16 protein-coding genes are annotated in these 25,295 nt (G+C 71.0%); 12 read left to right on the forward strand and 4 right to left on the reverse strand.

What is annotated here, in order from left to right; translation table 11 throughout:
- Positions 1 to 43 precede the first annotated feature (43 nt).
- Genes ABZT49_RS31180 through ABZT49_RS31190 form a run of 3 tightly spaced genes read left to right on the forward strand, consistent with a single transcriptional unit; the run spans position 44 to position 5,331 of the window.
- Entirely contained in the window at positions 44 to 1,780 is a 1,737-nt protein-coding gene (locus ABZT49_RS31180; protein WP_355292074.1) for an HlyD family efflux transporter periplasmic adaptor subunit, read from the forward strand.
- Positions 1,781 to 1,792: 12 nt separating this feature from the next.
- Entirely contained in the window at positions 1,793 to 4,930 is a 3,138-nt protein-coding gene (locus tag ABZT49_RS31185) for an efflux RND transporter permease subunit (protein ID WP_355292075.1), read from the forward strand.
- Positions 4,931 to 4,953: 23 nt separating this feature from the next.
- A complete protein-coding gene (locus tag ABZT49_RS31190; RefSeq protein WP_355292076.1) occupies positions 4,954 to 5,331 on the forward strand; it encodes a hypothetical protein in 378 nt (125 codons plus the stop codon).
- 578 nt (positions 5,332 to 5,909) lie between these two features.
- On the opposite strand, the gene ABZT49_RS31195 is transcribed toward ABZT49_RS31190, so the two are convergent.
- Positions 5,910 to 6,164 (reverse strand): phosphopantetheine-binding protein, encoded by a 255-nt coding sequence (locus ABZT49_RS31195; RefSeq protein WP_355292078.1) that lies wholly within the window; start codon positions 6,162 to 6,164, stop codon positions 5,910 to 5,912.
- Between the two features lie 219 nt (positions 6,165 to 6,383).
- Between ABZT49_RS31195 and ABZT49_RS31200 the strand changes: the two genes are divergently transcribed.
- The 5 genes from ABZT49_RS31200 (at position 6,384) to bcsS (ending at position 14,763) form a co-directional block, all read left to right on the forward strand.
- Positions 6,384 to 7,562, forward strand: a complete 1,179-nt coding sequence (locus tag ABZT49_RS31200; protein WP_355292080.1) for an acyltransferase — start codon at positions 6,384 to 6,386, stop codon at positions 7,560 to 7,562.
- 331 nt (positions 7,563 to 7,893) lie between these two features.
- Entirely contained in the window at positions 7,894 to 9,897 is a 2,004-nt protein-coding gene (locus tag ABZT49_RS31205) for a GumC family protein (protein WP_355292082.1), read from the forward strand.
- Positions 9,894 to 11,117, forward strand: coding sequence for a UDP-phosphate alpha N-acetylglucosaminyltransferase (locus ABZT49_RS31210; protein ID WP_355292084.1), 1,224 nt, complete (start codon positions 9,894 to 9,896; stop codon positions 11,115 to 11,117). The genes ABZT49_RS31205 and ABZT49_RS31210 overlap by 4 nt, the downstream gene beginning before the upstream one ends.
- A gap of 158 nt (positions 11,118 to 11,275) precedes the next feature.
- Positions 11,276 to 13,750 (forward strand): response regulator, encoded by a 2,475-nt coding sequence (locus ABZT49_RS31215; protein WP_355292085.1) that lies wholly within the window; start codon positions 11,276 to 11,278, stop codon positions 13,748 to 13,750.
- Positions 13,751 to 14,019: 269 nt separating this feature from the next.
- A complete protein-coding gene (bcsS, locus tag ABZT49_RS31220; RefSeq protein ID WP_407943606.1) occupies positions 14,020 to 14,763 on the forward strand; it encodes a cellulose biosynthesis protein BcsS in 744 nt (247 codons plus the stop codon).
- Between the two features lie 293 nt (positions 14,764 to 15,056).
- Here bcsS and ABZT49_RS31225 read toward each other — a convergent pair whose 3' ends face one another.
- The gene (locus ABZT49_RS31225) at positions 15,057 to 17,231 is read right to left on the reverse strand and encodes a malate synthase G (RefSeq protein WP_355292087.1); all 2,175 of its coding nucleotides are present in this window, start codon (positions 17,229 to 17,231) and stop codon (positions 15,057 to 15,059) included.
- Between the two features lie 267 nt (positions 17,232 to 17,498).
- Between ABZT49_RS31225 and ABZT49_RS31230 the strand changes: the two genes are divergently transcribed.
- Positions 17,499 to 18,266, forward strand: coding sequence for a DUF2076 domain-containing protein (locus tag ABZT49_RS31230; RefSeq protein WP_355292089.1), 768 nt, complete (start codon positions 17,499 to 17,501; stop codon positions 18,264 to 18,266).
- A 197-nt stretch (positions 18,267 to 18,463) separates the two neighbouring features.
- Positions 18,464 to 19,738: a PDDEXK nuclease domain-containing protein gene (locus ABZT49_RS31235; protein ID WP_355292091.1), complete on the forward strand. Its 1,275-nt coding sequence runs from the start codon at positions 18,464 to 18,466 to the stop codon at positions 19,736 to 19,738.
- Positions 19,739 to 19,917: 179 nt separating this feature from the next.
- Here the strand turns inward: ABZT49_RS31235 and ABZT49_RS31240 are convergent, their stop codons facing one another.
- Complete coding sequence (locus ABZT49_RS31240; RefSeq protein WP_407943607.1) at positions 19,918 to 20,868, reverse strand: L,D-transpeptidase family protein; 951 nt, start codon at positions 20,866 to 20,868, stop codon at positions 19,918 to 19,920.
- A 289-nt stretch (positions 20,869 to 21,157) separates the two neighbouring features.
- Here ABZT49_RS31240 and ABZT49_RS31245 point away from each other — a divergent pair, with 289 nt between their 5' ends.
- Positions 21,158 to 21,874, forward strand: coding sequence for a chemotaxis protein (locus tag ABZT49_RS31245; RefSeq protein ID WP_355292092.1), 717 nt, complete (start codon positions 21,158 to 21,160; stop codon positions 21,872 to 21,874).
- Between the two features lie 134 nt (positions 21,875 to 22,008).
- Here the strand turns inward: ABZT49_RS31245 and ABZT49_RS31250 are convergent, their stop codons facing one another.
- Entirely contained in the window at positions 22,009 to 23,118 is a 1,110-nt protein-coding gene (locus ABZT49_RS31250) for a glycosyltransferase 61 family protein (RefSeq protein WP_355292094.1), read from the reverse strand.
- Positions 23,119 to 23,226: 108 nt separating this feature from the next.
- Here ABZT49_RS31250 and uvrC point away from each other — a divergent pair, with 108 nt between their 5' ends.
- On the forward strand, positions 23,227 to 25,278 hold the full coding sequence (uvrC, locus tag ABZT49_RS31255; protein ID WP_355292096.1) for an excinuclease ABC subunit UvrC: 2,052 nt from the start codon (positions 23,227 to 23,229) through the stop codon (positions 25,276 to 25,278).
- Positions 25,279 to 25,295 lie beyond the last annotated feature (17 nt).

The following is a 25,295-nucleotide window of genomic DNA, read 5'->3' on the forward strand; positions in this document are numbered from 1 at the left end:
CGCGGGCGACCCTCGACGTCCGCTCGCGAAGGTTCCTCCCCCGATGTTTCCGTTCCGGTTGCCGGCCGCGCCGCGTGCGCTGGCCGTGGCGCTCGCTCTCACGGCGCTGTCGTTCCTGTCTGCCCCGATACAGGCCCATGAGGGCCACGACCACGGCGCGCCCCAGCCGCCGGTCTCGAAGACCATCGCGCCCCGCGGCGAGGCGGCCTCCGCCGCCTTCGAGCTGGTGGCGATTCCCCGGGGCGACGCCCTGGTGCTCTACCTCGACCGCTTCGCCACCGGCGAGCCGGTCGCCGATGCGACCCTGGAGGTCGAGACGCCGGCCGGCCCAGCGACGGCCGAGGCCGCACCGGACGGCAGCTACCGCCTCCCAGCGCCCTGGCTCGCGAAGCGGGATCCGAAAGAGGATCACCTCGATCTCGTCGTCACTGTGACGGCGGGGTCCGACGTGGATGTGTTGCCGCTGATGGTGGCACTGCCGAAGCCCGCAGCGGCGGCGGAAGCCAAGCACGAACACGAGGGCGAGGGCTGGCTGCACACGCTCACCGAACGCCTGACCGACCGGCTCGCCGCCCGCGATCCCGGTGCCGGCCTCGCCGCCGCGGGCGGCTTCGTGCTCGGCCTCGCCGCCATGGGGCTGATGCGGGCCGGGCGCCGCGCGCCGGTCCTCGCCGTGCTGGTGCTGGCCGCGACCCTGGTCCTCGGCGCCACAGCCTTCGCACATGAGGGTGCGGAGCACAGCCATCCGGAGAGCAAGGCCGCCTTCGTCCCGCCGCCCACCGACCTCGCGCAGCGCCTCCCCGACGGAGCGGTGTTCGTGCCCAAGCCCACCCAGCGCCTGCTGTCCCTGCGCACGCAAGTTGCGGCGGAGGGCGCGTTCCGGCGCACCATCTCCCTGCCCGGCCGGATCATCCCGGACCCCAATGCCAGCGGCGTGGTGCAATCCTCGGTCGGCGGGCGCCTCGCGCCGCCACCATCCGGCAGCTTCCCGCGGCTGGGCACCAAGGTCCGCCCGGGCGAGGTCCTCGCCCTCGTCACCCCGCCGGTGCAGCGGGTCGACCTCTCCGACATGCGCCAGCGCCAGGGCGAACTGGACCAGCAGATCGCCATCGTCCAGCGGCGAGTCGACCGCTACCTCAAGCTCGCCCCCGGCGGCGCGGTCTCGCAGGTCCAGCTCGACGAGGCACAGGACGAGCTGAAAGGCCTCAAGGACCGCCGCGGCGCCCTCGACCGCATCCGCCAAGAGCCCGAGGTGCTGACGGCCCCGGTCGGCGGGGTGATCGCGGAAGCCGCCGCGGTGGCCGGCCAGATGGCCGCTCCCGGCCAGATGGTGTTTCAGATCGTCAACCCCGAAAGGCTCTGGGTCGAGGCGCTGAGCTTCGACGCCCTGACGCCGGCATCCGACGCCACGGCGCGGTTCGCCGACGGGCGCAGCCTGCCGCTCGCCTACCAGGGCGCGGGGCTCGCCGACCGCAACCAGGCGATCCCGGTCCAGTTCGCGATCCGGGGCGGGTCGGACGGCCTGCGGGTCGGCCAATTCGTCACCGTGCTCGCCGCCACCGACGCCGAGCAGAGCGGCCTCGCCCTGCCGCGGGCGAGCGTGGTGCGCACCGCCAACGGCCAGGACGTGGTCTACGCTCACACGGCGGCCGAGCGCTACGAGGCGCGGCCCGTGCGGGTCGCGCCCCTCGACGGGGCGCGGGTGCTGGTCGAGGCCGGGGTGACCCCCGGCACCCGCGTGGTGGTCCAGGGCGCCGAGCTCCTGGACCAGGTCCGGTAAGGAGCGGCCCCAATGTTCTCCTTCCTGGTCACGCAATCCCTGCGCAACCGCCTCCTGGTCCTGGCGGTCGCCGCCGTGCTGGTACTCTACGGGGCATTCAGCCTCACGCGGCTGCCGGTCGACGTCTTCCCCGACCTCAACCGGCCCACCGTCACCATCATGACCGAGGCCGAGGGCTACGCGCCGCCGGAGGTCGAGCAGATGGTGACCTACCCGATCGAGACCCGGCTCAACGGCCTGCCCGGGGTGACCCGGCTGCGCTCGGTCTCGGGCGTCGGCCTCTCGGTGATCTACGTCGAGTTCGCCTGGGGCACCGACATCTACCGCAACCGCCAGCAGGTCGCCGAGCGCCTCGCCCTGGTCCAGGACCAGCTCCCCCGCGGGGTGACCTCGCAGATGGGCCCGGTCTCCTCGATCATGGGCCAGGTGCTGCTGATCGCGGTGACGGGGGAATCCCTGTCGCCGATGGCGCTGCGCGAGACCGCCGACTTCGTGCTGCGCCCGCGCCTGCTCACCGTGCCGGGCGTGGCGCAGGTGATTCCGATCGGCGGCGAGGTGCGCCAGTTCCGCGTCGCCCCGAACCCGGCGGCGATGCGCGCCTTGGGCGTGAGCAACGCCCAGCTCGACGCGGCCTTGCAGCAATTCGGCACCAATGCCGGCGGCGGCTTCACCGACCAGTATTCCCGCGAATACCTGATCCGGAACATCGCCCGCACGATGAGCCTGGAGGATCTGCGCGACCTCGTCGTCGGCGCCTCGGGCAACGCCCCGGTGCGCCTGCGCCAGGTCGCCGACGTCTCCTTCGCGGCCAAGGCCAAGCGCGGCGAGGGCGGCTACCAGGGCAAGCCGGCGGTGATCGTCTCGGTCGAGAAGCAGCCCGACGTCGACACCGTGGCGCTGACCCGCAGCATCGAGGCGGCACTGAAGGACATCGCGCCCTCGCTGCCCGCCGGCATCTCCGCCGACAAGATCCTGTTTCGCCAGGCCGACTTCATCGAGACCTCGATCGCCAATGTCGAGCGGGTCCTGGTCGAGGCGATCGCCGTGGTGGCGATCGTGCTGTTCTGCTTCCTGCTGAACCTCCGCACCACCCTGATCTCGCTGACCGCGATTCCCGTCTCGATCCTGACGACGGCGCTGGTGTTCCATCTCCTCGGGCTGTCGATCAACACCATGACCCTCGGAGGTCTCGCCATCGCGATCGGCGAGCTCGTCGACGACGCGGTGGTCGACGTCGAGAACATCTTTCGCCGCCTGCGCGAGAACCGGGCCGCCGGCAATCCGCGCTCGGTCTTCGAGGTCGTGGTCGCGGCCTCGAACGAGGTGCGCTCCGGCATCGTCTACGCGACCGCGATCATCGTGCTGGTCTTCGTGCCGCTCTTCGCGTTGTCCGGCATCGAGGGGCGGCTCTTCGCGCCGCTCGGCCAGGCCTACATCGTGTCGATCCTGGCGAGCCTCGTCGTGTCGATCACCCTGACGCCGGTCCTCGCCTCCTGGCTCCTGCCCGGGATGAAGAGCCTGGAGGAGCACGAGAGCCGCTTCATCCGCGCGCTCAAGCGCGCCAACGCCGCCGCCTTCGCGGTAGTGTTCCGCCACCAGCGGATCCTCGTCGGCGCAGTGGTGGCGCTGGTGGCGGGCGCGGGCCTCGCCGCCTCGCAATTGCCGCGGGCCTTCCTGCCGCCGTTCAACGAGGGCTCGTTCACCGTCACCATGGCCTTCACCCCCGGCATCTCGCTACCTGAGAGCAGCCGGGTTGGCGCGATCGCCGAACGCCTCCTGATGGAGATCCCGGAGGTCGCGGCGGTCGGCCGGCGCACCGGCCGGGCCGAGCTCGACGAGCACGCGGAGGGCGTCCATTCCTCCGATCTGGAGGTGGCGCTCAAAGGCGGTGGGCGGCCGAAGGCGGAACTCGTGGCCGAGATCCGCAACCGGCTCGCGGCGCTGCCGGTCTCGGTCAATGTCGGCCAGCCGATCTCGCACCGGCTCGACCACATGCTGTCCGGCGTCCGGGCCGAGATCGCGCTGAAGATCTTCGGCGAGGACCTGGATGGCTTGCGCCGCGTGGCGGCGAGCCTGCAGGAGCGGATGCGGGCGATTCCCGGCCTCGCCGACCTCCAGGTCGAGAAGCAGGTGCGGATCCCGCAGCTCGAGATCCGGGTCGATTACGGCCGGGCGGCGCTCTACGGCGTGCAGCCGGCGGCGATCGTCGAGCAGATCAGCCGGCTCTCCAACGGCCGCCTCGTCTCGACGGTGGTCGACGGCTACCGCCGCTTCGACGTGGTCCTGCGCCTCCCCGAGGCGCAGCGCACCACCGCGGGGCTCGGGGACCTCCTGATCGAGACGCCGTCGGGCTGGGTGCCGGCGCGCCAGGTCGCCGACATCCGCGAGACCGACGGCCCGAACCAGATCCTGCGCGAGAACGGCCGCCGGCGCCTCGTCGTGATGGCGAACACCACCGCCGGGTCCGACATGACGGGAATCGTCGCGGCGATCCGCGCGGCAATCGCCGCCGAGACCCTGCCGCCGGGCGTCTTCGCCAGCCTGGAGGGTACGTTCCAGGCGCAGGAAGAGGCGACCCGGACGATCGGGGCGCTGTCGCTGGTCTCCCTCGGGCTGATCTTTGCGCTGCTCACTAGCCGCTACCGCTCGGGCGCGCTGGCGCTGATCATCCTCGGCAGCGTGCCGCTGGCGCTGGTCGGCTCGGTGGCGGCCCTGTGGCTCGCCGGGCAGCCGCTCTCGGTCGCCTCGATGATCGGCTTCATCACGCTCACCGGCATCGCGGCCCGCAACGGCATCCTGAAGGTCAGCCACACCCTAAACCTCGCCCTCCACGAGGGCGTGCCGTTCGGGCCCGACCTCGTGGTGCGGGCGAGCCTGGAGCGGCTGACCCCGGTGCTGATGACCGCGCTCTCCGCCGGCGTCGCCCTGGTGCCGCTCCTCTATGACGCAGCGAGCCCCGGCAAGGAGATCCTGCACCCGGTCGCGGTGACGATCTTCGGCGGGCTCGTCAGCGCCACCCTGCTCGACGCGCTGCTGACCCCGGTGCTGCTCCTGCGCTTCGGCCGCAAGCCGCTGGAGCGCCTGATGGCGGCGCGGGAGACCGCGACGGGCACGGCGCCCGCGGATGCCGCGCCGGCCGACCTCTACTGATCCCGCTCACCGAGAGAGACACGATGCCAATTCGAAAGATCCTCACCGCCGGCACCTTGGCCCTCGCCCTGCCGCTCTGCGCGCGCCACGCCTGCGCCCATGACGGGACCGGGCACAATGGCGGGCGGATCACCGATGCCGGGCCCTACCACATCGAGCTGGTGACGAAGGACCGGACCGTCGAGGTCACAATTTACGATGCCAAGGAGACGGCGTTGTCCCCGGCCGGCTTCAAGGGCACGGCGATCCTGGTCGTCGGCGGCAAGCCCGCCCGCGTGGTTCTGACGCCCAAAGCTGCGCGCCTCACCGGCGAGGCCGAGGTGGCGCTCGGCGAAAACCCGAAGGGCGTGGTGCAGATCACCGGGCCGGACGGCGCGGCGGCGAGCGGCAAGTTCAACTGAGCGGGCGGACTTTCGGCGGGTGGGTGCGCCGCGGCCTGCCATGGCTCTCGCCCTCCCCTTTCCCAGATCTCCGTCCACCGGGAGCCTGTTTGACGGATTGGCAGGATCTATCCCACCCACAGCCTCATCCTGAGGTGTCGGTCGATTGAAAATCGACTGACCTCGAAGGAGGCCTCCAGCGGCCGCTGAGATCCCTGGAGGCCTCCTTCGAGGCTCACTTCGTTCGCACCTCAGGATGAGGTCGCGGATGGGAGAGATTCAGTTGGTCGGGGTGCAATCCTTGCACGTCAAACAAGCTCCGATGCTCCAGTCATCGGGGAAAGGGGAAGAGTGTCAGGGTCTGTTCGAGTTGGCCGGCGGAGTTGCTACTCTCCGTGTCATCCCGGGGCCGCGCAGCGGAACCCTGGATCCATAAACGCTGACGGTTCAGGATGAGGCGGAACGCAATCGGTCTCTTTCTCCCACGTCAGCGGTCATGGATTCCAGGCTCCGCTTTCGTGGCCCCGGAACGACGCGGAGGGTGTGGAAACCGATGAAGGCCAACCAGACAGGCAATCAGTTCGGCCGCGGAAACCCGCTCACGCCGCCTGACGCAGCACCTGTCCCGCTACCAGAGCCTGAATGTTGCGCAAGGTCGAGAATGCCTCGCGGCAGAGCAGGTGCTCGGGAAACTCGACCCCGAAATGCTCTTCCAGGTCCATCATCACCTGAACCGCGCCGAACGAGTCGAGCCCGTTATCGAACAAGCAATCATGATCCGAGAGGCGGTCGATGGAGCGGGCAAGGCCACCGTGGCGGGCCAGAATCGTCCGGATGTCCTGGGCAGACGCCATCGCTCGACCTCACTCTCTGATGGTTCAGGGTTAGACAGACACAAACTGGAAATCAAACGCTATCTGCAGTGCTGGCTCATCGCCAAGGACTATGGTGACCATCTTGTTAGCACTCACAACAGGTGGACCCGGCACTGATCCTGCGCGTCGGGGCGCGAGCCTCGGCCCGGCATCCCCGGACTGGACAGGTTTGTTCGAGAACGGCACGGGTGGCGGGTGATGCGCGAGCGCGAGGGGTCGGACAGGTTCGAGGCGCTGGATGCAGGGCGGGGCGTCTGCGCGCTCGCGGTCGCGTTCTTTCACATGCCGCTCGCGCATCCCGGGCAGCAGCAGACCTGGTTCCCGAACCTGCAACTCTGCGTCGACGTCTTCTTCGTGCTGTCGGGCTTCGTGCTGCTGCACGCCTATGGCGACCGCCTGGCGACGGGGCGGCAGGTCCTGCGCTTCGGGCTGATGCGGTTCGGCCGGCTCTGGCCGCTGCACGCCGCGACGCTCGGGCTCCTGGTCCTGATCGAAGGGGTGCGCATTCTATCGCACCATGCCGGCGCGCCGGGGGCGACGCCGCCCTTCGGGCCCGACCATCGCCCGGTCGAGATCGTCACTCACCTCCTGTTCCTGCAGAACTTCCGCACCTTCGGCGAGTATAGCTGGAACTTCCCGTCCTGGAGCATCGCGGTCGAGTTCTGGGCCTCGCTCGTCCTGGCCGCGACCGTGATGGCGGCAGGCCCCAAGCGCCGCCTCGTCTTCGCGGGGCTCGCAGCCTTGAGCGCGCTCGCCCTGTGGTGGGTGAGCCCACGCACGCTGTTCGTGATCCAGAATTTCGGTATCGTGCGCTGCCTGTTCGACCTCTTCCTCGGCTGCCTCGCCTATACCCTGCGCGACGCGCTGCGCCTGCCGCGCCGCCTCGCGACCCCGGCCGAGATCCTGGCCCTTCTCGCCCTGCCGGCCCTGGTGCTGCTCTCAAGCCCCGGCCCCCTCGGCTACGGCGCGAGCCTCGTCTTCGCCGCGGCGATCGCGCTGTTCTCGCATCAGGGCGGCGCCGTATCGGACCTCGCCCGCGCGCGGGTCCCCCAGCGCCTCGGCCTGTGGTCGTTCTCGATCTACCTCCTGCATCTGCCGGTGATCCAGGTCTTCGTGACGGCGGTCCACGCGGTCGAGGCGCGCACCGGCCTCGCCCTCACGAGGATCCTCGGGCACGACCACCTCGTCGATCTCGGCTCCGGCCCCGCCAACCTCGCGGCCGCGGCCGCCCTGGTGGCACTCACGGTGCCGCTGGCCGCCCTCACCCACCACGTCGTCGAGCGCCCGTCGCTCGCCTGGTTCAAGCGCATCGATTCCGGCCTCGCCGCGCCCGCCACGAGCGCGCCGGCGGCCGTGGCCGCCCTGGCTCCGCGCTAGAGCGCTTCACGATTGCGCTGCAATCGCGAAGCTCTCTAGCTCTTTGAATTTGCCGCATTTTCTACGACGAACCGGTATCCACTTCGTCGGACAATGCTCCAGAAGAGGCCCTGTCTCAGTTTGGGATGGCCCAGCCGCGGAAACGGCTGGCGGATCGGTAACCGAACCGCGACTAAGTTCTCACCGTGCCCTGCCGGATCAGGGATGGTTGAAGAGCGGGCCCCGACGGGAGACGACTTCCGAGAGAGCCCGCGATCGGCCCGCGTGACGGATGAGCGGAGTTGATTTCCGCATTGCCGGACAGTCAAGTCGCATGAGGCAGGGACACCAGATGTCGACGGCAGAGCCCGCCGCGCTCACCCCCCGCAGGACCGGCGGCACGCTGGTGGATCTGTGGGGATCGGCCCGCCGGCGCGCGGTGTGGATCGTCGCGAGCGCCGGCGTGATGGCGTCGTTGGGCGGGCTCTACGCGCTCAGGCAGGTACCGACCTACCGCGCCACGGTCGAGCTGCTGATCGACCCGCAGGCGCTCCAGATCGTCGGGCGCGGCCTGTCGCGCCCGGATGCCCCGGCCCAGCTCGATTTCGCGAATCTCGAGAGCCAGGGGCTGGTCCTGCTCTCGGGCAAGCTCCTCGACCCGGTGATCGCGCAGCTCGGCCTCGCGGAGGATCCGGTGCTGACCCGCGGCGCCCCGCCCGGCGCCGATCCGGCCGTCGTGGCGCTCGAAGCGTTGCGCAAGCGCATCGTGGTGCGCCGGGTCGACAACTCGTTCAACTTCCAGCTCACCGTCGCCTATCCGGATGCGCGGCGCGCGGCCGAGATCGCCAACACCGTCGCGGCGCAGTTCTTCGAGGTCGGCGCCCGGGACCGGGTCTCGGTGGTGCGCCGCGCCAACGAGGCGCTGCTGACCCAGGCCGCCGACCTGCGCGCCCAGCTCAACCGGGCCGACGTGGCGGTGGAGCGTTACCGGGCCGAGAAGGGCCTGATCGGCTCCGGCGAGGCCGGCCTCCTGGTGTCGCAGCAGCTCAAGGAGCTCTACGCCCAGATCACCGTCGCGGAGACCAACGTCGCCCGGCTGTCGTCCCGGCGCGAGCAGGTGCGCCAGCTGCGGGCGCCCGACGGTCAGGTCCAGGCGGTGCCGGAGACCGACACCTCGCCGGTCATGGTCTCGCTGCGCACCCAGTACGCCCAGACCCTCCAGGAGACCGCGACCCTGTCGCGCAGCCTCGGGCCGAACCACCCGCAGATGATCGCGCTCGCTGCCCAGCGCGCCGCGACCGCGCGGCTGATCGCCCTGGAGGCCGACCGGATCCGCCGCACGATCGAGGAGGACCTGCGCCGGGCCGAGGAATCCCTGCGCCAGCTGCGCGGCCGGGCCGAGCGGCTGATCCAGAACCAGACCAGCAGCAACCAGGAGGGCATCCGTCTGCGCCAGCTCGAGAGCGAGGCGGAGGCGATCCGGCGCACCTACAACCTCGTCCTCGACCGGACGAAGGACCTCGAGCAGCAGCAATCGATCAACCCCAGCAACTCGCAGATCGTCTCGCGCGCCACCCCGCCGCTGAAGCCCTCCGACACCCCGGCCCCGGTCGTGGTGGTGGCCGCCGGCCTGTTCGGCGCCGTGCTCGGGCTGATCCTCGCCTTCCTCTACGACCTCTGGCGCGGCAACATCACCACGGTGTCCGGCTTCGCCGCCGCGGCGCCGGTCTGGGCGCGCCTGCAGCGGCGGGGCCGCGGCGGCACCAGCGCCGAGGAGGCCCTCGTCACCGCGGCGCGCGAGCTGCGCAACCGCTTCGCCGGCCGCGGCCAGCCGGTGATCGTCACCGTGGCGGCGGACGGCCTCGCGGCCGAGCGCCTGCACGCGGCGGAGATCCTCACCGACCTGCTGATCCGCCTCGGCGAGCCGGCCCTGATGGTGCCCGAGCAGGCCCATGCCCGCCTCGGCTTCGGCGACGGCCCGCGCACCGACGCGCCCCTGCGCGGCCAGCTCGCCGTCGTCGATCCCGTCCGCGGGATGGAGCGCCCGGCCCGGCCCGAGATCATCGTGGCGGAGCGGGACCTCGCCCGCGGCGACGGCTGGCTGTCGATCCCCGAGACCTCCGACGCGATCCTCCTCGTCGTCGCCCGCGGCCGGATGACCCGCAGCCGCCTGGAGCGCCTGCTCGAGACCCTCGACGGCGCCGGCCGCTTCCGGGCGAAGGGCCTGCTCGGCCTCGTCACGGTCGAGCCGCGGCGCGCCCTAGCCCCGCGCAAGCGGGCGCCGGCGCGGCAGGTGGCCGGGCAAGCGACTGGGCAAGTGACCGGCCCGGTGACCGGCCAGGTGCGCGCGGCATGACCGGCGGCCTGACCGCCGGCCTGCATCCGGCGGCCGCGCCCGCCGATTGGCGTGCGCCCTTCCAGGGCCGGGTCGCCTTCGTGGTGCTGGTCGGCGCGTTGGTCTTCAACGCCGCCCTCTGCTTCCTCAACACCGCCGGGTTTCCAGTCAGCGGCGGCACCGTCATGGGCGCCGAGGTGGCGATCATCGCCGTCACCCTCGGATTCGCCCTCGACGAGCGGCCGGGCCCGTGGCTCGTCCTCGCCGGGCTCGTGACCTACGGACTCCTGCTCGTGACCCTGCGCGGCAACCCCGACGTCAAGGGCATCCGCGACTTCCTGATCCCGGTCGTGTTCTACTGCCTCGGCACACGCAGCCCTTCGTTACGCGACGCAGACCGGGCGGTGCTGGCGAGCGGCGTCATCGTGGTGGTGATGGGGGTGTTCGAGTACGGCCTGTTCGACGTCTACCAGCAATACTTCAACATCGTGCGCTACTACGTCGCCCGCGGCAGCATGTCGGCGGCCGAGATCAGCGAGCTGACCGGCTCGCTGTTCACCTCCGGCATCCGGCCGGATTCGCGCACGATCCTGCCCTTCCTCGGGCCGCACCGGGTCTCGTCGGTGTTCCTCGAGCCGGTCTCGGCCGGCAATTTCGGCGCCGTCCTGTTCGCCTGGGCGCTCTACCGCCGCACCATGCGCGGGCGGACCTGGCTGTTCCTCTGCGCCGCCGTCACCATCATCCTGGCCGATGCGCGCTTCGGCGCCTATGTCTGCGTGGCGATCGCCGGGGCGATGCTGGTGGGGTACCGTCTGCCGCGCCTGCTCTGGTTCGCCCTGCCCTTCACGATCCTGCTCGCGCTGGCGGTCTACGGCTTCGAGAGCCTGCAGACGAGCTGGCAGAACGACATGGCGGGCCGCCTGCTCTGGGCCGCGCTGCTCATCACCTCCCTGCCGCCCGAGGGCGTGTGGGGCATCATGCCCGACAAGATGTTCCTGTCGGATTCCGGCTACGCCTACACCCTCACCCAGCTCGGGGTGGCGGGCGCGCTGGTGGCCTGGGGCCTGTTCGTCCTGATGCCGGCCCGCAACCCCGACGGCTGGCGCCTGCGCTGCGCCATGGCGATCTATCTCTGCCTGCTCCTCGTCATCAGCGACTCGCCGTACTCGATCAAGACCGCGGCGCTGGTGTGGTTCATGATGGGGGCGGCGGACGGGGTGGAGCCGGAGGCTGAGGCTTAGAGGGTTCCGTCCCTCCCGGGCGTCCGTTGCAAGTGCTGGGAATCGGGGTGAAGGCGCACCTGGCGTTAACTCCGCCTTAAGCACAGATCCGCCCAGGATACGGCGCGTGGGTACCGTCCGTCCGACCGGTATCCGCGGGCGCGCCGTGGAACCCGTTCATGCTGGACTCGGTCCGGATCTCGCTCAAGGTGCTGAACGCGGCCCAGCTCGCCACGGTGGCGGCTGCGGCCTTCGGGCTGGCCTGGTTCGGCGGCGCCCTCTCCGGCGCCGCACCGACGCCCGAGCGGCCCGCGCTCGCCCGGAACCTCGTCCAGGCCGCCCGCGCCTATGCCGACGCCCTCGACGAGGAGTTGAGCGCCTCGATCAACGACGCCCGCAACGCCGCCCTGCTCCTGCGCCTCGACGAGGCCTCCCTGGCCGATTCCTGGCGCGCGGGCCGGTTGCAGGACTGGCTCGCCCTCAACCCGCGCTACCGCGACGCCGCCTTGCTCGGCCCCGACGGGTCCTTGCGCGCCGCCGGCGGGCCCGGCGGGACGCGGATCGACCGCAGCCTCGCCCGCAACGCGCAGGTCGCGGTGGCGGCCGGGCCCGAGGAGGCGCCCTTCGCGCTGACCCTGGCGCTCGGCCAGCCCGGCCGGTCGGACCGCCTCGTGCTGCGCGCGAGCCCGGCCTATTTCGAAGGGATCGGCGAGCGGGTCCGCCGGGCGCTCGGTGCGGGTGAGGCACTCCGCTTCGCGGTGACGGGGGCGGACGGGCGGGCGCTCGTCGGCCCGCTGCCAGCCGCGGACGATCCCCGGCCGCACGAGGCCGCACCCACCCGCGGCAGCCGCGACATCGCCAGCCCCGGCTGGCTCGTCACCGCCTCCGCGCCCGCGATCCCGCTCCGTCCCGCCGGGCCCGACCTGCGCCTGATCGCCCTCGGCCTCGCCCTGGTGCTCGCCGCCGGCGGCCTCGGCTACGCCCTCGGCGGGCGGGTCTCGGCGCGCCTGCGCCGCCTCGCCGAGGAGGCCGGCACCGCCGACGAGACCGGCGGCGAGGCCTCGGTGTCGCGGGTACGCGAGATCGCGGCGATCGCCGGCACCGTCCGCGACCGGGCCCAGAGCCTCGACGCCCGGCTCGCCGGGGCCGGGACCGGCCTCGACCGGGTGCGCGGCCGCCTGCACACCTTCGAGGCGATGTCGGGCTGGACCTGCTGGGAGATCGATCCCGAGACCCGGCAGGTCGTGTGGTCGGATCCCGACGGCGCCGGCGCCCTGGCGGGCGCCGACCGCGTCGCGACGATGGCCGACCTCGCCGCCCGGTTCGAGCCCGCCGACCGCCCCCTCCTCGACCTCACCCTGAAGGCCGCGCTCGGGGCGGACGGCCCCCACGACGTGGTTCTGCGCACGAGCGGGCCGGGCCCTGAATCCGGCCGCCGCCTGCTGGTGCGGCTCCTGCGCGGCCGCGACGCCGCCGGCCGGGTCCGGGTCCACGCGCTCAGCCGGACGATCCGCGAGGGCGCGCCCGCCGATACCCCGGCGGGCGCCAACGAGCGGCGGCGCAACATCGTCCTGCGCCGGGTCACCGACGGCATCGTCCACGACTTCAACGACGTGCTCACGGTGGTGCTGGCCAATCTCGGCGTGCTGCGGCGCCAGACCGGCCTCGATCCGCGCCAGGCAGCCCTGACCGACGCGGCGCTCGCCGGTGCCCAGCGCGGCGCGGCGCTCACCCGGCGCCTGCTCGGCCTGGTTCGCGGCGGCAACCTCGCGGGTGACGGCCCCCCGGCGGAGCTCGCCTCCTCCGACCTCGCCGCGACCGTGGCGGCGTTCCTGCCCTTCCTGCGGGCCAACGTCCTGCGCGACGCGCCGCTCGTCACCCGCATCCCCGACGACCTGCCCCGGGCGGCCTGCGGCGAGCGGCTGGTCGAACTGGTGCTGCTCAACCTCGCCTTCCACATCCGCGACCTCGGCCTGCACGGCTTCGCGGTCGGGGCGGCCGAGCACGCGGCCGACCTGGCCGTGGTGCCCGGCATGCCGGAGGGCCCGGCTCTGCGCGTGCTGTTCGCGAGCGGGCGCCGCCCCCCGGGCGCTGCGGCGCGGCCGCAGGGTCAGGCGCTCGACACCGTCGGGCGGCTCCTGCGCGCGAGCGGCGGCGGCTGGCGCGTCCTCAGCGACGGGTGCGGCGAGGAGGCGTTCCTGGCCGAGGCCTGGCTGCCCGCCGAGACGCGCCAGGCCGAGGCGCGGACTCCCACGGCCGGCCGCGGCGATCCGCGCCTCGCGGCCCTTGCCGGTCCGGCGCCGCAGGCCGCGTTGCGCATCCTGCTCGTCGAGAGCGATAGCCTCGTGCGCGCCAGCCTCGTCGAAGCCCTGGCCGAGCTCGGCCATCACGTGGTCCAGGCCGCCTCCGGCGAGCACGCCCTCGGGCTTCTGGCTCACGACGCCGCCTTCGACGCGATGATCGCCGACCAGGCGATGCCGGTGATGACCGGCCTCCAGCTCGCCGCCACCGTGGTCGAGCGTCATCCGGGCATCCGCGTCATCCTGGCGAGCCCGCACGGTCAGCTGCCCCAGGCGGCCCGCCGCTTCCTCCAGCTCGACAAGCCGTTCCGGCGCGAGGACCTCGCCGCCGTGCTGGCCGCCCGCGCCGCCTGACCGGCGCAGGCCCGGAGCGTCGTCCGACGAAGCGGGGTCCGGCTCGCCGAAGACACGCGCCTCAATCAAAGGCGTAGAGCAGCATTCGACCGCGCTGCCGACGGATGCCGTCTCGGCAAAAATTACCGATCTATTCTCCGTTGCAGGACAATAAATTTTAACCGTCTCGTTGCATAAATCGGTGCACAAAGTTTTGGTAACCAGTTCAGGAGGCGGCGTTGATTGCCTCGTTTCAGTCTCGAACACTCGGCCTCGTCGCCGGCGCAAGCCTGGCCGCGCTCGCCGCGGCCGGCACGGCGCGGGCAGCGGATCTGAGGACGCCGGGCACCGACGCCGACTGGTACACCGGCGCGCAGGCCCAGGCGGTCGACGACAGCTGGGCGGTCGCCGTCGACGGCTCGACCAGCGTCACCTCGAACAGCTCGGCCTTCGGCTCGATCACCGTGACGGCGCCGCTCGCCGGCTCGCCGAGCCAGAGCGGCCCGCGGGTGCGGGTCGAGGCCATTGCCGGCACCTATTCCTATCCGGGCCAGGCCGTCGCCTCGCGGGTGACGGGCTACCAGCAGGAAGGCTCGGCGATGGCCGGCTACGAATGGGTGTGGCGCGACGCGGCGCTCGCCGGCTTCATCGGCTTCAACGTGCGCAGCAACCAGCTCTCGATCCCCGACCCCGGCAACCCGGTGGTCGGCACCGGGATCGGCCTGCGCGTCGCCGCGAATTTCTATGCCAACCCCACCGACCGCACCATGGTGTCGGCCTACGGCTCCTACTCGACCAAGTTCAACGCCTATTATTCCCGCCTGCGCGTCGGCTACATGGTCGCCGACGGCGTCTATATCGGCCCCGAGGCGCTGTTTCTCGGCGACGACTTCTTCCGCCAGTACCGGATCGGCGCCCATCTCTCGGGCGTGAAGTTCGGGCCGGTGCAGATGTCGCTGGCGGCGGGCTACGTGCAGGACCGGGTCCAGGGCTCGGGGTATTATTCGAGCATCGAGGCGCGGGCGAATTTTTAAGTCTCTCGGCCTGTTCGATCAGCCTCTGCAGATCGGTCACGCTCCGCGTCATTCCGGGGCCGCGCAGCGGAGCCCGGATTCCAGAAACACAGGTGTTTCGGAAGGAAGCGCAACGATCTGCGCTTTGTCCTGAACGATCCGCGGCTCTGGATTCCGGGCTCCGCTTCGCGGCCCCGGAATGACCCGGAGGGTGTCAGGACCGTCGAGCACGTCGACGAAACCCTTGAACTCTCCGGCCGCCTTCTCAGACGAGCAGGGGCGCCCGGCCGTCCGGACGCCCCTCCCCCGTCCGATCAGGCCGGCGCGCCGGCCGCCTTGGCCTCGCGGCGGCGGGCGTGCAGCACGTACTCGGTGTAGCCGTTGGGCTGGACGCGGCCCTTGAACACCAGGTCGCAGGCCGCCTGGAAGGCTGGCCCGTCGAAGCCCGGCGCCATCGGCCGGTAGAGCGGGTCGCCGGCATTCTGGCGGTCGACCACCTGGGCCATGCGCTTCATCGTCTCCACCACCTGCGCCTCCGACACCACGCGATGGTGCAGCCAGTTGGCGATGTGCTGGGACGAGATGCGCAGGGTCGCGCGGTCCTCCATCAGCGCCACGTCGTGGATGTCCGGCACCTTGGAGCAGCCGACGCCCTGGTCGATCCAGCGCACCACGTAGCCGAGGATGCTCTGGACGTTGTTGTCGATCTCCTGCTGCACGTCGTCGGGGGCGAAGTTCGAGCGGGCGAGCGGCACCTGCAGGATCTCGTCGAGGGCCGAGCGCGGCCGGCGCGCCAGCTCCTGCTGGCGGGCCTTCACGTCGGTCTCGTGGTAGTGCAGCGCGTGCAGCGTCGCGGCCGTCGGCGAGGGCACCCAGGCGGTCGAGGCCCCGGCCTTCGGGTGGGCGCCCTTCTGCATCAGCATGTCGGCCATGGCGTCGGGCGCAGCCCACATGCCCTTACCGATCTGCGCCCGGCCGAGCAGGCCGCAGGCGAGGCCGACATCGACGTTGTTCTCCTCGTAGCCCTTGATCCAGGGCGTGCCCTTCATGTCGTTCTTGCGGATGACGGGGCCTGCCTCCATCGAGGTGTGGATCTCGTCGCCGGTGCGGTCGAGGAAGCCGGTATTGATGAAGACCACCCGCTCCGCCGCCGCCTTGATGCAGGCGGCGAGGTTCACCGTGGTGCGGCGCTCCTCGTCCATGATGCCCATCTTGAGGGTATTGGGCTTGAGGCCCAGCATCGCCTCGACGCGGGTGAACAGCTCGACCGCGAAGGCGACCTCCTCCGGCCCGTGCATCTTCGGCTTGACGATGTAGACCGAGCCGCGGCGGCTGTTGCGGATGCCGGACGTGCTCTTGAGGTCGTGGATCGCGATCAGCGCCGTGACGGCGGCGTCGACGATGCCCTCCGGCACCTCGGCGCCGGACTCGTCGAGGACGGCGTCGGTGAACATGTGGTGGCCGACATTGCGCACCAGCATCAGCGAGCGGCCGGGCACGCTGACCTCGCCCTGGCCGTCGGGGGCGGTGTAGGTCCGGTCGGGGTTGAGCTTGCGCTCGAAGCGGCGGCCGTCCTTCTCCACCGGGGCCGAGAGGCTGCCGTTCATCAGGCCGAGCCAGTTGCGGTAGACCACGACCTTGTCCTCGGCATCGACCGCCGCGACCGAATCCTCGAGGTCCATGATGGTCGAGACCGCCGACTCGATCACGATGTCGGCGACGCCCGAGGCGTCGAAGCGGCCGATCCGGTGGGTGCGGTCCAGCACGATCTCGACGTGCAGGCCGTGGTGGCGTAGCAGCAGGGCCGTCGGCGAGGTGGCCTTGCCGCGATAGCCCGCGAAGGCCTCCGGCCGGGCGAGCGGAATCGTGTCGCCGGTATTCATGTTGCCGACGAGCTGGCCGCCCTCCACCGCGTAAGTCACCACGTCGGCGTGACGGCCGCCGGCGAGCGGCAGGGTGCGGTCGAGGAAGGCGCGGGCGCGGGCGACGACCCGGGCGCCGCGGGTGCGGTTGTAGCCGCCGCCCCGGGTGGCGCCGCCCTCCTCCGGCACCGCGTCGGTGCCGTAGAGCGCGTCGTAGAGCGAGCCCCAGCGGGCATTGGCGGCGTTGAGCGCGTAGCGGGCGTTCGAGGTCGGGACCACGAGCTGCGGGCCCGCGATGGTGGCGATCTCGTCGTCGACGTTGTCGGTGCGCACCTGGACCGGGCCGGGATCGGGCAGGAGGTAGCCGATCTCGGTCAGGAACGCCTTGTAGGCCGCCTCGTCCACCGGCTTGCCGACCCGCTCGCGGTGCCAGGCGTCGATCTTCTCCTGGATCGCGTCGCGGGTCTCGAGCAGGGCGCGGTTGCGGGCGCTCAAGTCGCGCAGGATGGCCGCCAGGCCGTTCCAGAAGGTCTCCGGGCTGATCCCGGTCCCCGGCAGGGCTTCCTCGACCACGAAATCGTGCAGCACCGAGGCCACCGACACGCCACCGACCGTCTTGCGATCCATCCGACTTCCTCCCGCGGGCATCCGCACGTGCCGCGTCTTCGCGCCCCCCTTAACAGGGGATGCGGAGAGCAGAAAGCCGGCGCACTGGCACGAGGCGGCGCCCACGCGCCTGCCGGGCCTTGTCGCGGGATGAGACGACCTGTCGAAAACGTAATGTTGTGTGGGAGCGAAAATGCCCCGCTCGGGCGTTGCCTCCCCGTGACAAACGCCGGCCCCCCTCCCATCTCGTGGGCGCCGGTCCGCCGGCAACCGAAGGAGTACGGCTCCATGAACAGCGAAGAACGCGACGTCATCAACGGCATATTCCAGCGACTGGAGCAGGCCGCGCAGCAGCCCCGCGATGCCGACGCGGAGCGCTTCATCGCCGACAAGATCCGCGCCCAGCCCTACGCCCCCTATGCCATGGCGCAGCTCGTCTACGTGCAGGAAGAGGCGATCAAGAGCCTCAACCAGCAGCTCGAGCAGGCCCGGGCCGAGGCCCAGCGCGGCGGCCAGGGTGCGGGCCAGGGCGCCGGCGGCGGCGGCTTCTTCTCCAGCATCTTCGGCGGCGGGTCGCGGCCCGAGCCGCAGCAACCGCCGCAGCGCGCCGGTGCCTGGGGCAACCAGGGCGGCGGCTACGGCCAGCAGCCCCAGCCCGGCTATGGCGGCCCGCAACAGGGTTATCCGCCGCAGCAGGGCGGTTTCGGCGGCCCGCAGCAGGGCGGTCCCTGGGGTGGGCAGCAGGCCCCGCAGCGCGGCGGCGGCGGCTTCCTCGCCACGGCCCTGCCGATGGCGGCCGGCGCAGCCGGCGGCATGCTGCTCGGGAGCGCGCTCAGCAACGCCTTCGCGGGCGGCCACTCCTCGCTCGGCAGCATGGCGGGCCTCGGGGGTGCCGGCGCGGCGGGAGCGGGCGGCACCGTCGTCGAGAACAACTACTTCGGCAACCAGGGCGGCAGCGAGGATTTCGGCGCCCCCCTCGGCGGCGACGATGCCGGCTTCCAGGACGCCTCCTTCGACGGCGACATGGGCGACAGCGGCAGCGACGACTGGGTCTGACCAACCGTCGCGCCGGTTCTGAAGGGGCCCCGCCGCGGCAACGCGGCGGGGCCTTCTCGCGTGCTCGGGGACACTGGCTCCCCGAAATCCCGCATGCGAGAGTTCGGCCGAGCCCGCCGCGGCGGTGAAAGGCCGGCAGCTCCTACGGCCGATCCCAGGAGCCATGCATTCTCTTCGTCTACGAGACGGGCGCGGCCATGAACACGACGCCGATGAGTGGCGACTATCGAGAGTGGTTCGAGGGCATCAAGCGCTCCGTGCGCGAGGCACAGGCGCAGGCCGCGCGTTCGGTGAACCGCGAACTGATCCTGATCTACTGGCGCATCGGACGAGGCATTCTGGAGCGTCAGGCCAGCGAGGGCTGGGGCGCCAGAACCATCGATCGCCTCTCAGCCGATCTGTCTGCCACCTTCCCGGGCATGAAGGGCTTCTCGGTCAGAAACCTCAAATACATGAAGGCCTTCGCATCGGCCTGGAGCGAACGCCAGATTGTGCAATGCGACCTTGCACAAATCCCGTGGTCGACGCACGTCGCGCTGCTCGACAAGGTGCGCGAGCCCGCCGAGCGGGAATGGTACGTCCGCGCGGCCGTCGCGCAGGGCTGGACTCGCAACATCCTCGTTCACCAGATCGAGACCCGGCTGCACGAGCGACAGGGAAAGGGAGCCCACAACTTCCGGGCCACGATGCCGCCCGAGCGGGCGGTACTTGCCGCCACGGCGTTCAAGGATCCCTATATCCTCGATTTCGTCGAACTGGCCGAGAGTGCAAACGAGCGCCGCCTCGAAGCCGCTCTCATCGAGCGGATCCGCCAGTTTCTCCTGGAGCTCGGCAAGGGATTCGCCTTCCTCGGCAGCCAGTACCATCTCAGTGTCGATGGACGGGATTATTATATCGACTTGCTTTTCTATCACACCAGGTTGCACAGCTACGTCGTCGTCGATCTGAAGCTCGACGAGTTCAAACCCGAATATGCCGGCAAGATGAGCTTCTACCTGTCTGCCGTCGACGCCATCGTGGCCTCCGAGCGCGACGAACGCAGTATCGGCCTGCTCCTCTGCCGCGGCAAGGACGGTCTCGTCGTCGAGTATGCGCTCCGGAGCATCAATTCCCCGATCATCGTCTCGAACTACACGGTGCTCCCGGCAGCGCTTCGCGAGCATCTACCCAGTCCCAGCGACCTCAAGCGCCTGGATGGATCGGCTCACGCGATGTCCGCGGGGACCGGGCTTGTCGCGGTGGATGATACGCGCCTCGCCGCAAAGACGCGCGCGGAACTTGCCAGACGCGTCGAAGCCGCGATCCTGGCCCGCGGCCATTCCCTTCCGCTCGGCTGGGCGGAGGCCCTTGCGGTCTCCGCCGACGAGGTGTCGTTGCAAGCGATAATCCGGGATCTCGATCAGACGGGCGACGATATCCTCGCCTTCCTGAGAGACCACGGCATCGACTGGCCTGAGGACCGATCCCGGTAAGTCTCTCAAAACGCTTGGTGGCGCAGAATATCACGTTGCTGTTGCGGCTCGCTGTGACAGTAGAATTTCCGCAGGTGCAGGACACGTGGAGGCGGCGTCGGGCAGCGTCAGCACACCCGGCGCCGTGCGCCGCCCTCAGGCCGATGGACCCGCGGCTGGCCCCTCAGATCACCCGATGATCAGATCACCTGCACGCGGGCGCCGACCGGCACGCGCTCGTAGAGGTCGGTCACGTCCTCGTTCATCATCCGGATGCAGCCCGAGGAGACCGACTGGCCGATCGTGTGCGGCTCGTTGGTGCCGTGGATGCGGTAGAGCGACGAGCCGAGATAGAGGGCGCGGGCGCCGAGCGGGTTGGCGGGACCGCCGGCCATGTGGCGCGGCAGGTCGGGGCGGCGGCGCAGCATCTCGGCGGGGGGCGTCCAGTCCGGCCATTCGCGCTTGGCGCTGACCGTCTTCATGCCCGACCAGGTGAAGCCCGGCCGGCCGACGCCGATGCCGTAGCGCAGGGCCCGGCCGCCGGGCTGGACCAGGTAGAGGAAGCGCGACGGCGTATCGATCACGATGGTGCCGGGCCGCTGGCCGCCGTCATAGGCGACCTCCTGGCGCTGGTAGCGCGGGTCCATCGCCCGGCCGATCCCCTCCTCCCGGGCCTCCGGCATCGCGGCCGGGCTCGGTCGGCCGCGGGGCGCCTCGAACGGGTCGGGCGCGTAGGCCGAGGCGGGTTGGGGCTGGGCGTAGACCGGGGGCTGGGCGTAGGCTTGCGGTGCGTAAGCCTGGCGTGGATAGGCCTGCGCCGGCACCGGGTCGCCGGAATGCAGCGAGGCCCCGGGCGCGACCGGCTCGTAGCCGACCTGGGCGCCCGATGTGCCGGCGGCGGCGTAGACCGCGGTGCGGGCATAGGCCGGCGGCGCCCCATACGGACCGGCGGCGGGGCCGGCCTGCCGGTAGCCGCGGCCCGCCAGGATCGTGCCGTCCGGGGCGACCGGCGCCGGACGCAGCGGACGGGCGGCATAGGTCGGGTCCTGCCCGGTCATCAGGTACTCGATGAAGCCGCCGCCATAGGATCCGGGCGCCCCTTGCGCCAGGACCGGCAGAGGTTCGAGACCCGCTCCGAGACCGGCCGCCATCGCCCCGGCCAGCACCATCCCGCGCACCACCATCGCACCCGTCCCCGCAACCCCTGCCGCATCCCGGCGATGGCGGCAGGAGAGCAGGGCCCCGCGACCGGGCGGTGAAGGAACGTGGTGACCGCTTCGCTAAATCCTTGTAGCGAATCATTAATTCGGCCTCACGGTGAATCGTCCGTCACCGCGGGCGCGGCCCTGGGCAGGCATTCAGCAAATCGCAATCAATCTTGGGGACATTGGCCCGCGTGGGCCGTGCGACGCGGCCGCGGCTGCAGGCTCTCTCGGACCCATGAAGAACAAGCGCTTCCGCATCGAGGACAGTCTCGGCGTTGCTACGGTTCCCGTCGAGGCGGCGCCCCCGCCGCCCTCGCTCAACGACCAGCGGATCTCCGAGATCCTGGCGACGGTCAACGAGCTCAAGCGCCTGACCGAGAGCACCACCGGCGACGTGATCGACGCCTGCCGGCGGGAGATGGCCGAGATCTACGGCATGCGCAACGAGCTCGACGTGATGAAGGCCGCGATCGGCCGGACCAAGCACGAGATCGCGGTGCTGCACCGGCAGGATTTCGACGGCAAGGGCGTGCGCCGGGCCGCCGGCGAGCTGGACGCGGTGGTCGATGCTACCGAGCGGGCCACCACCACCATCCTGGCGGCGGTCGAGGACATCGAGACCCACGCCTCGGTGCTGCGCTCGACCGGCGGCCTGAAGGACCGTTCGGACGTCGATGCGATCCTCGAGCGCACCGTGGTGCTCTACGAGGCCTGCAACTTCCAGGACCTGACCGGCCAGCGCATCAGCAAGATCGTCAGTGTGCTGAAGTTCGTCGAGGACCATATCGACCGGATGATCGAGGCCTGGGGCGGCCTCGAGGCGTTCAAGGACCTCATCGGCCAGCCCGCCGGGGTGAGCGTCGACGACGAGAGCAGCCTGCTCAACGGGCCGAAGCTCGACGAGGATCCGGGCCACGTCGACCAGACCGACATCGACGCGCTGTTCGACTGACGGGGGGCGGGCGGCGTCGGGTCGACGCCAACAGCAATCTGTTGGATTTCGCCGTCGATCCCTGCCGCGCATCGAGACGTCTTCTCCAATTCATGCCCTTATCCTGAGGTCGAGGATGGGATGGACCACGATGGCTAAGCCGGCCGCCGTCCAGCCATCCGCCCGAGCCGCGACCACGCCGCCGACAGTACGCCCCGCCCCTGATCCGGCATGGCCGCCATCCTGGCGATTTCCCGCAGCAGCCCGTCCGCGGCGGCCCGCGGATCGGCGAGGGCCTGCTGGCTGCCGAAGGCGCCGGGCTCCGCCTCCGCCGTGCCGGGCTGGTGGAGATAGGTCACCGCGTTGCCGCAGAGCGCATCGACGAGGAGGAAGGTCGGGTTGATCACCGGGCCAGGGCTCAGTGCCACCACCCGTCGGCCAGACGGCGCGAACAACGCCGTGTGCAGGGCCGAGCCGAGCGAGCCCGCGACCACCCGCCGGCGGGCGAAGAGCCGGACCTGCTCGGCAAAGCTCATCGCCTCCGGATGCAGGATCTCGACGCCCTCCCGGGTCAGGATCTCCGTGACCGCCTCCTCGTTGGCGAAGCGGCGTACGCCGCCCGCGAGCCGCGTCTTGGCGAGGTAGGCCGGGCGGTCGTCGGCATCGACCTCGTCCGGGGCGTAGCAGCCGGCCCCGATCTCCCGGCACAGGTCGCGAAAGACCGTGTGGGCAAAACCCTCCTCTTGGAAGGCCGGCGCCGGCACGATCGCGCGGCGCAGGCGCATCGGCGCCTCGAAGGCGTGGATGTCGCGGACCTCGAGGCCGAGCCGCGCCAGGATGTCGACGGCGAAGCGGTAGGGCTGCCACAGGCTCTCGTGAGCCGGGGCGTAGCACAGGATCGGCGCCGGGGCTTGAGTCCGCAGCAGCGGCCAGAACCGCGGCAGGGTGGTGACCAGGAAGTGCCCGTAATGCAGGTGGGCGCCGCCGAGGAACAGGTAGGTCTCCTCCGGCGCGTGCGGGAGGGTCGCCGGCACGCCGTCCGGCCATTCCGCAGGCCAGTCGGTGCGCTGCCAGGACGGGGTGGTGCCGCTCCCGCGGATGTCGACGCTCTCGGGGATGAAACGGCGCGCGGCGTCGAACAGGGAAGAGGGCTGGCCCCTCGCCTCGCTGTGCGGCAGGTAGAGGACGTCCTCGACGATCCGCACCGCCGGCAGGTCGGACCGGAGGCGCGGGATCCGGGGCGTCCGGCAGGCGCGGAGCGTCATGCGGGGCGGGGTGTCACGGGAGCGGTCCTTCGGCGTGGGCGTCGGGTAAGCCTTTTAGCGCCCGGACGCGGTCTTTCCAGCGGCGGGAAGGCCGCCTACATCGCCCTCATGAGCCGACAGCCTGGGAACGACGTGCCGCCCGACGCCCTCGACACGATCGAGGACGACGACGAGGCGGTGGACGCCCTCGACACCGCCCCCGAGATCGACTTCGACCTCGATGCCGGCGCCGGCGCGATCCAGGCCGGCACCGCGGTGATCCGCCGGTTCTGGACCACCCTGCCGACCTCGCCGGGCGTCTACCGGATGTTCGACGCCAAGGGCGACGTGCTCTACGTCGGCAAGGCCAAGAACCTGAAGAACCGGGTCGGGTCCTACGCGCGGGGCCAAGCGCACACCAACCGCATTGCCCGGATGATCGCCGAGACAGCCTCGATGGAGTTCGTCACCACGGCGACCGAGACCGAGGCGCTGCTGCTGGAAGCCAACCTCATCAAGCAGCTGAAGCCCCGCTTCAACGTGCTGATGCGGGACGACAAGTCCCTGCCCTACATCCTGCTCACCGCCGATTCCGACGCGCCGCAGCTCGTCAAGCATCGCGGCGCCCGGCGGCGGGCGGGCCACTATTACGGCCCCTTCGCCAGCGTCTGGGCGGTCAACCGCACGGTGAACGCGCTCCAGCGCGCCTTCCTCTTGCGCTCCTGCTCCGACAGCTACTTCGAGAACCGCACGCGGCCTTGCCTGCTCTACCAGATCAAGCGCTGCTCGGGCCCCTGCACCAAGGAGATCTCGGTCGAGGACTATGCCGGCCTCGCGGCGGAGGCGCGGGGGTTCCTGTCCGGCAAGTCCAACGCCGTGAAGGAGCGCATGGCCGCCGAGATGCAGGCCGCCTCCGACGCCTGGGAATTCGAGAAGGCGGCGCGCTACCGCGACCGCATCGCCGCGCTCGCCGCCATCCAGGGCGTGCAGGGCGTGAACACGCAAGGGATCGAGGAGGCCGACGTCTTCGCCCTAGACGAGCAGGCCGGCCAGTTCTGCATCGAGGTGTTCTTCTTCCGCAACTGGCAGAACTGGGGCAACCGGGCCTATTTCCCGAAGGCCGACCGCAGCATGAGCCCGGCCGAGGTGCTGGCCTCGTTCCTGGCCCAGTTCTACGACGACAAGCCGGCGCCCCGCCTCGTGCTGACCTCGCACGAGATCGAGGATGCGGAGCTGCTCGCCGCCGCGCTCTCGACCCGGGCCGAGAACCGGGTCGAGATCCACGCGCCGAAGCGCGCCGAGCGCAAGAACCTCGTCGACTACGCCGCCCGCAACGCCCGCGAGGCGCTGGCCCGGCGCCTCGCCGACACCGCCTCGCAGGGCAAGCTGCTCGCCGCTTTGGGCACGTCGTTCAATCTGGCTTCGGCCCCGCGGCGGATCGAGGTCTACGACAACTCGCACATCATGGGGACGAACGCGGTCGGGGCGATGATCGTCGCGGGGCCGACCGGCTTCATGAAGACCCACTACCGGACCTTCACCATCAAGTCCGAAGAGGTAAAGCCCGGCGACGATTACGGCATGATGCGCGAGGTGCTGCAGCGCCGGTTCGCGCGCCTGGTCAAGGAGCATCCGCGCACCAAGGCCGAGGCCGCGATCGCCGCCGCCGAGGGCGGGCCGGCGGAGCCGGAGCCCGCGCCCGATCCGGCCGACGCGGACGTGTTTCCGGCCTGGCCCGACCTGGTACTGATCGACGGCGGCCGCGGTCAGCTCGAGGCGGCGCGAAAAGCCCTCGACGAGGTCGGGGTAACCGACGTGCCGCTCGTCGGCATCGCCAAGGGGCGCGACCGGGATGCCGGCCGCGAGACCTTCTTCGTGCCCGGCCAGGCGCCGTTCCGGCTGCCGCCGCGTGACCCGACGCTCTACTTCGTTCAGCGCCTGCGCGACGAGGCCCACCGCTTCGCCATCGGGGCGCACCGGGCCAAGCGCAAGCGCGAGATGGTGAAGAACCCCCTCGACGAGATCCCGGGCGTGGGCCCGACCCGCAAGCGCGCGCTCCTGCACCATTTCGGGACGGTAAAGGCGATCGAGCGGGCGGCCCTGGAGGATCTCGCCAAGGCGCCCGGCGTGAACGCCGCCACCGCCCGGGCGGTCTACGACTTCTTCCATGCCGATGCGTGACGATTTGCCGATGCGTG

Origin of the sequence: Methylobacterium sp. EM32, assembly GCF_040593685.1 — a bacterium.
GTDB lineage: Bacteria > Pseudomonadota > Alphaproteobacteria > Rhizobiales > Beijerinckiaceae > Methylobacterium.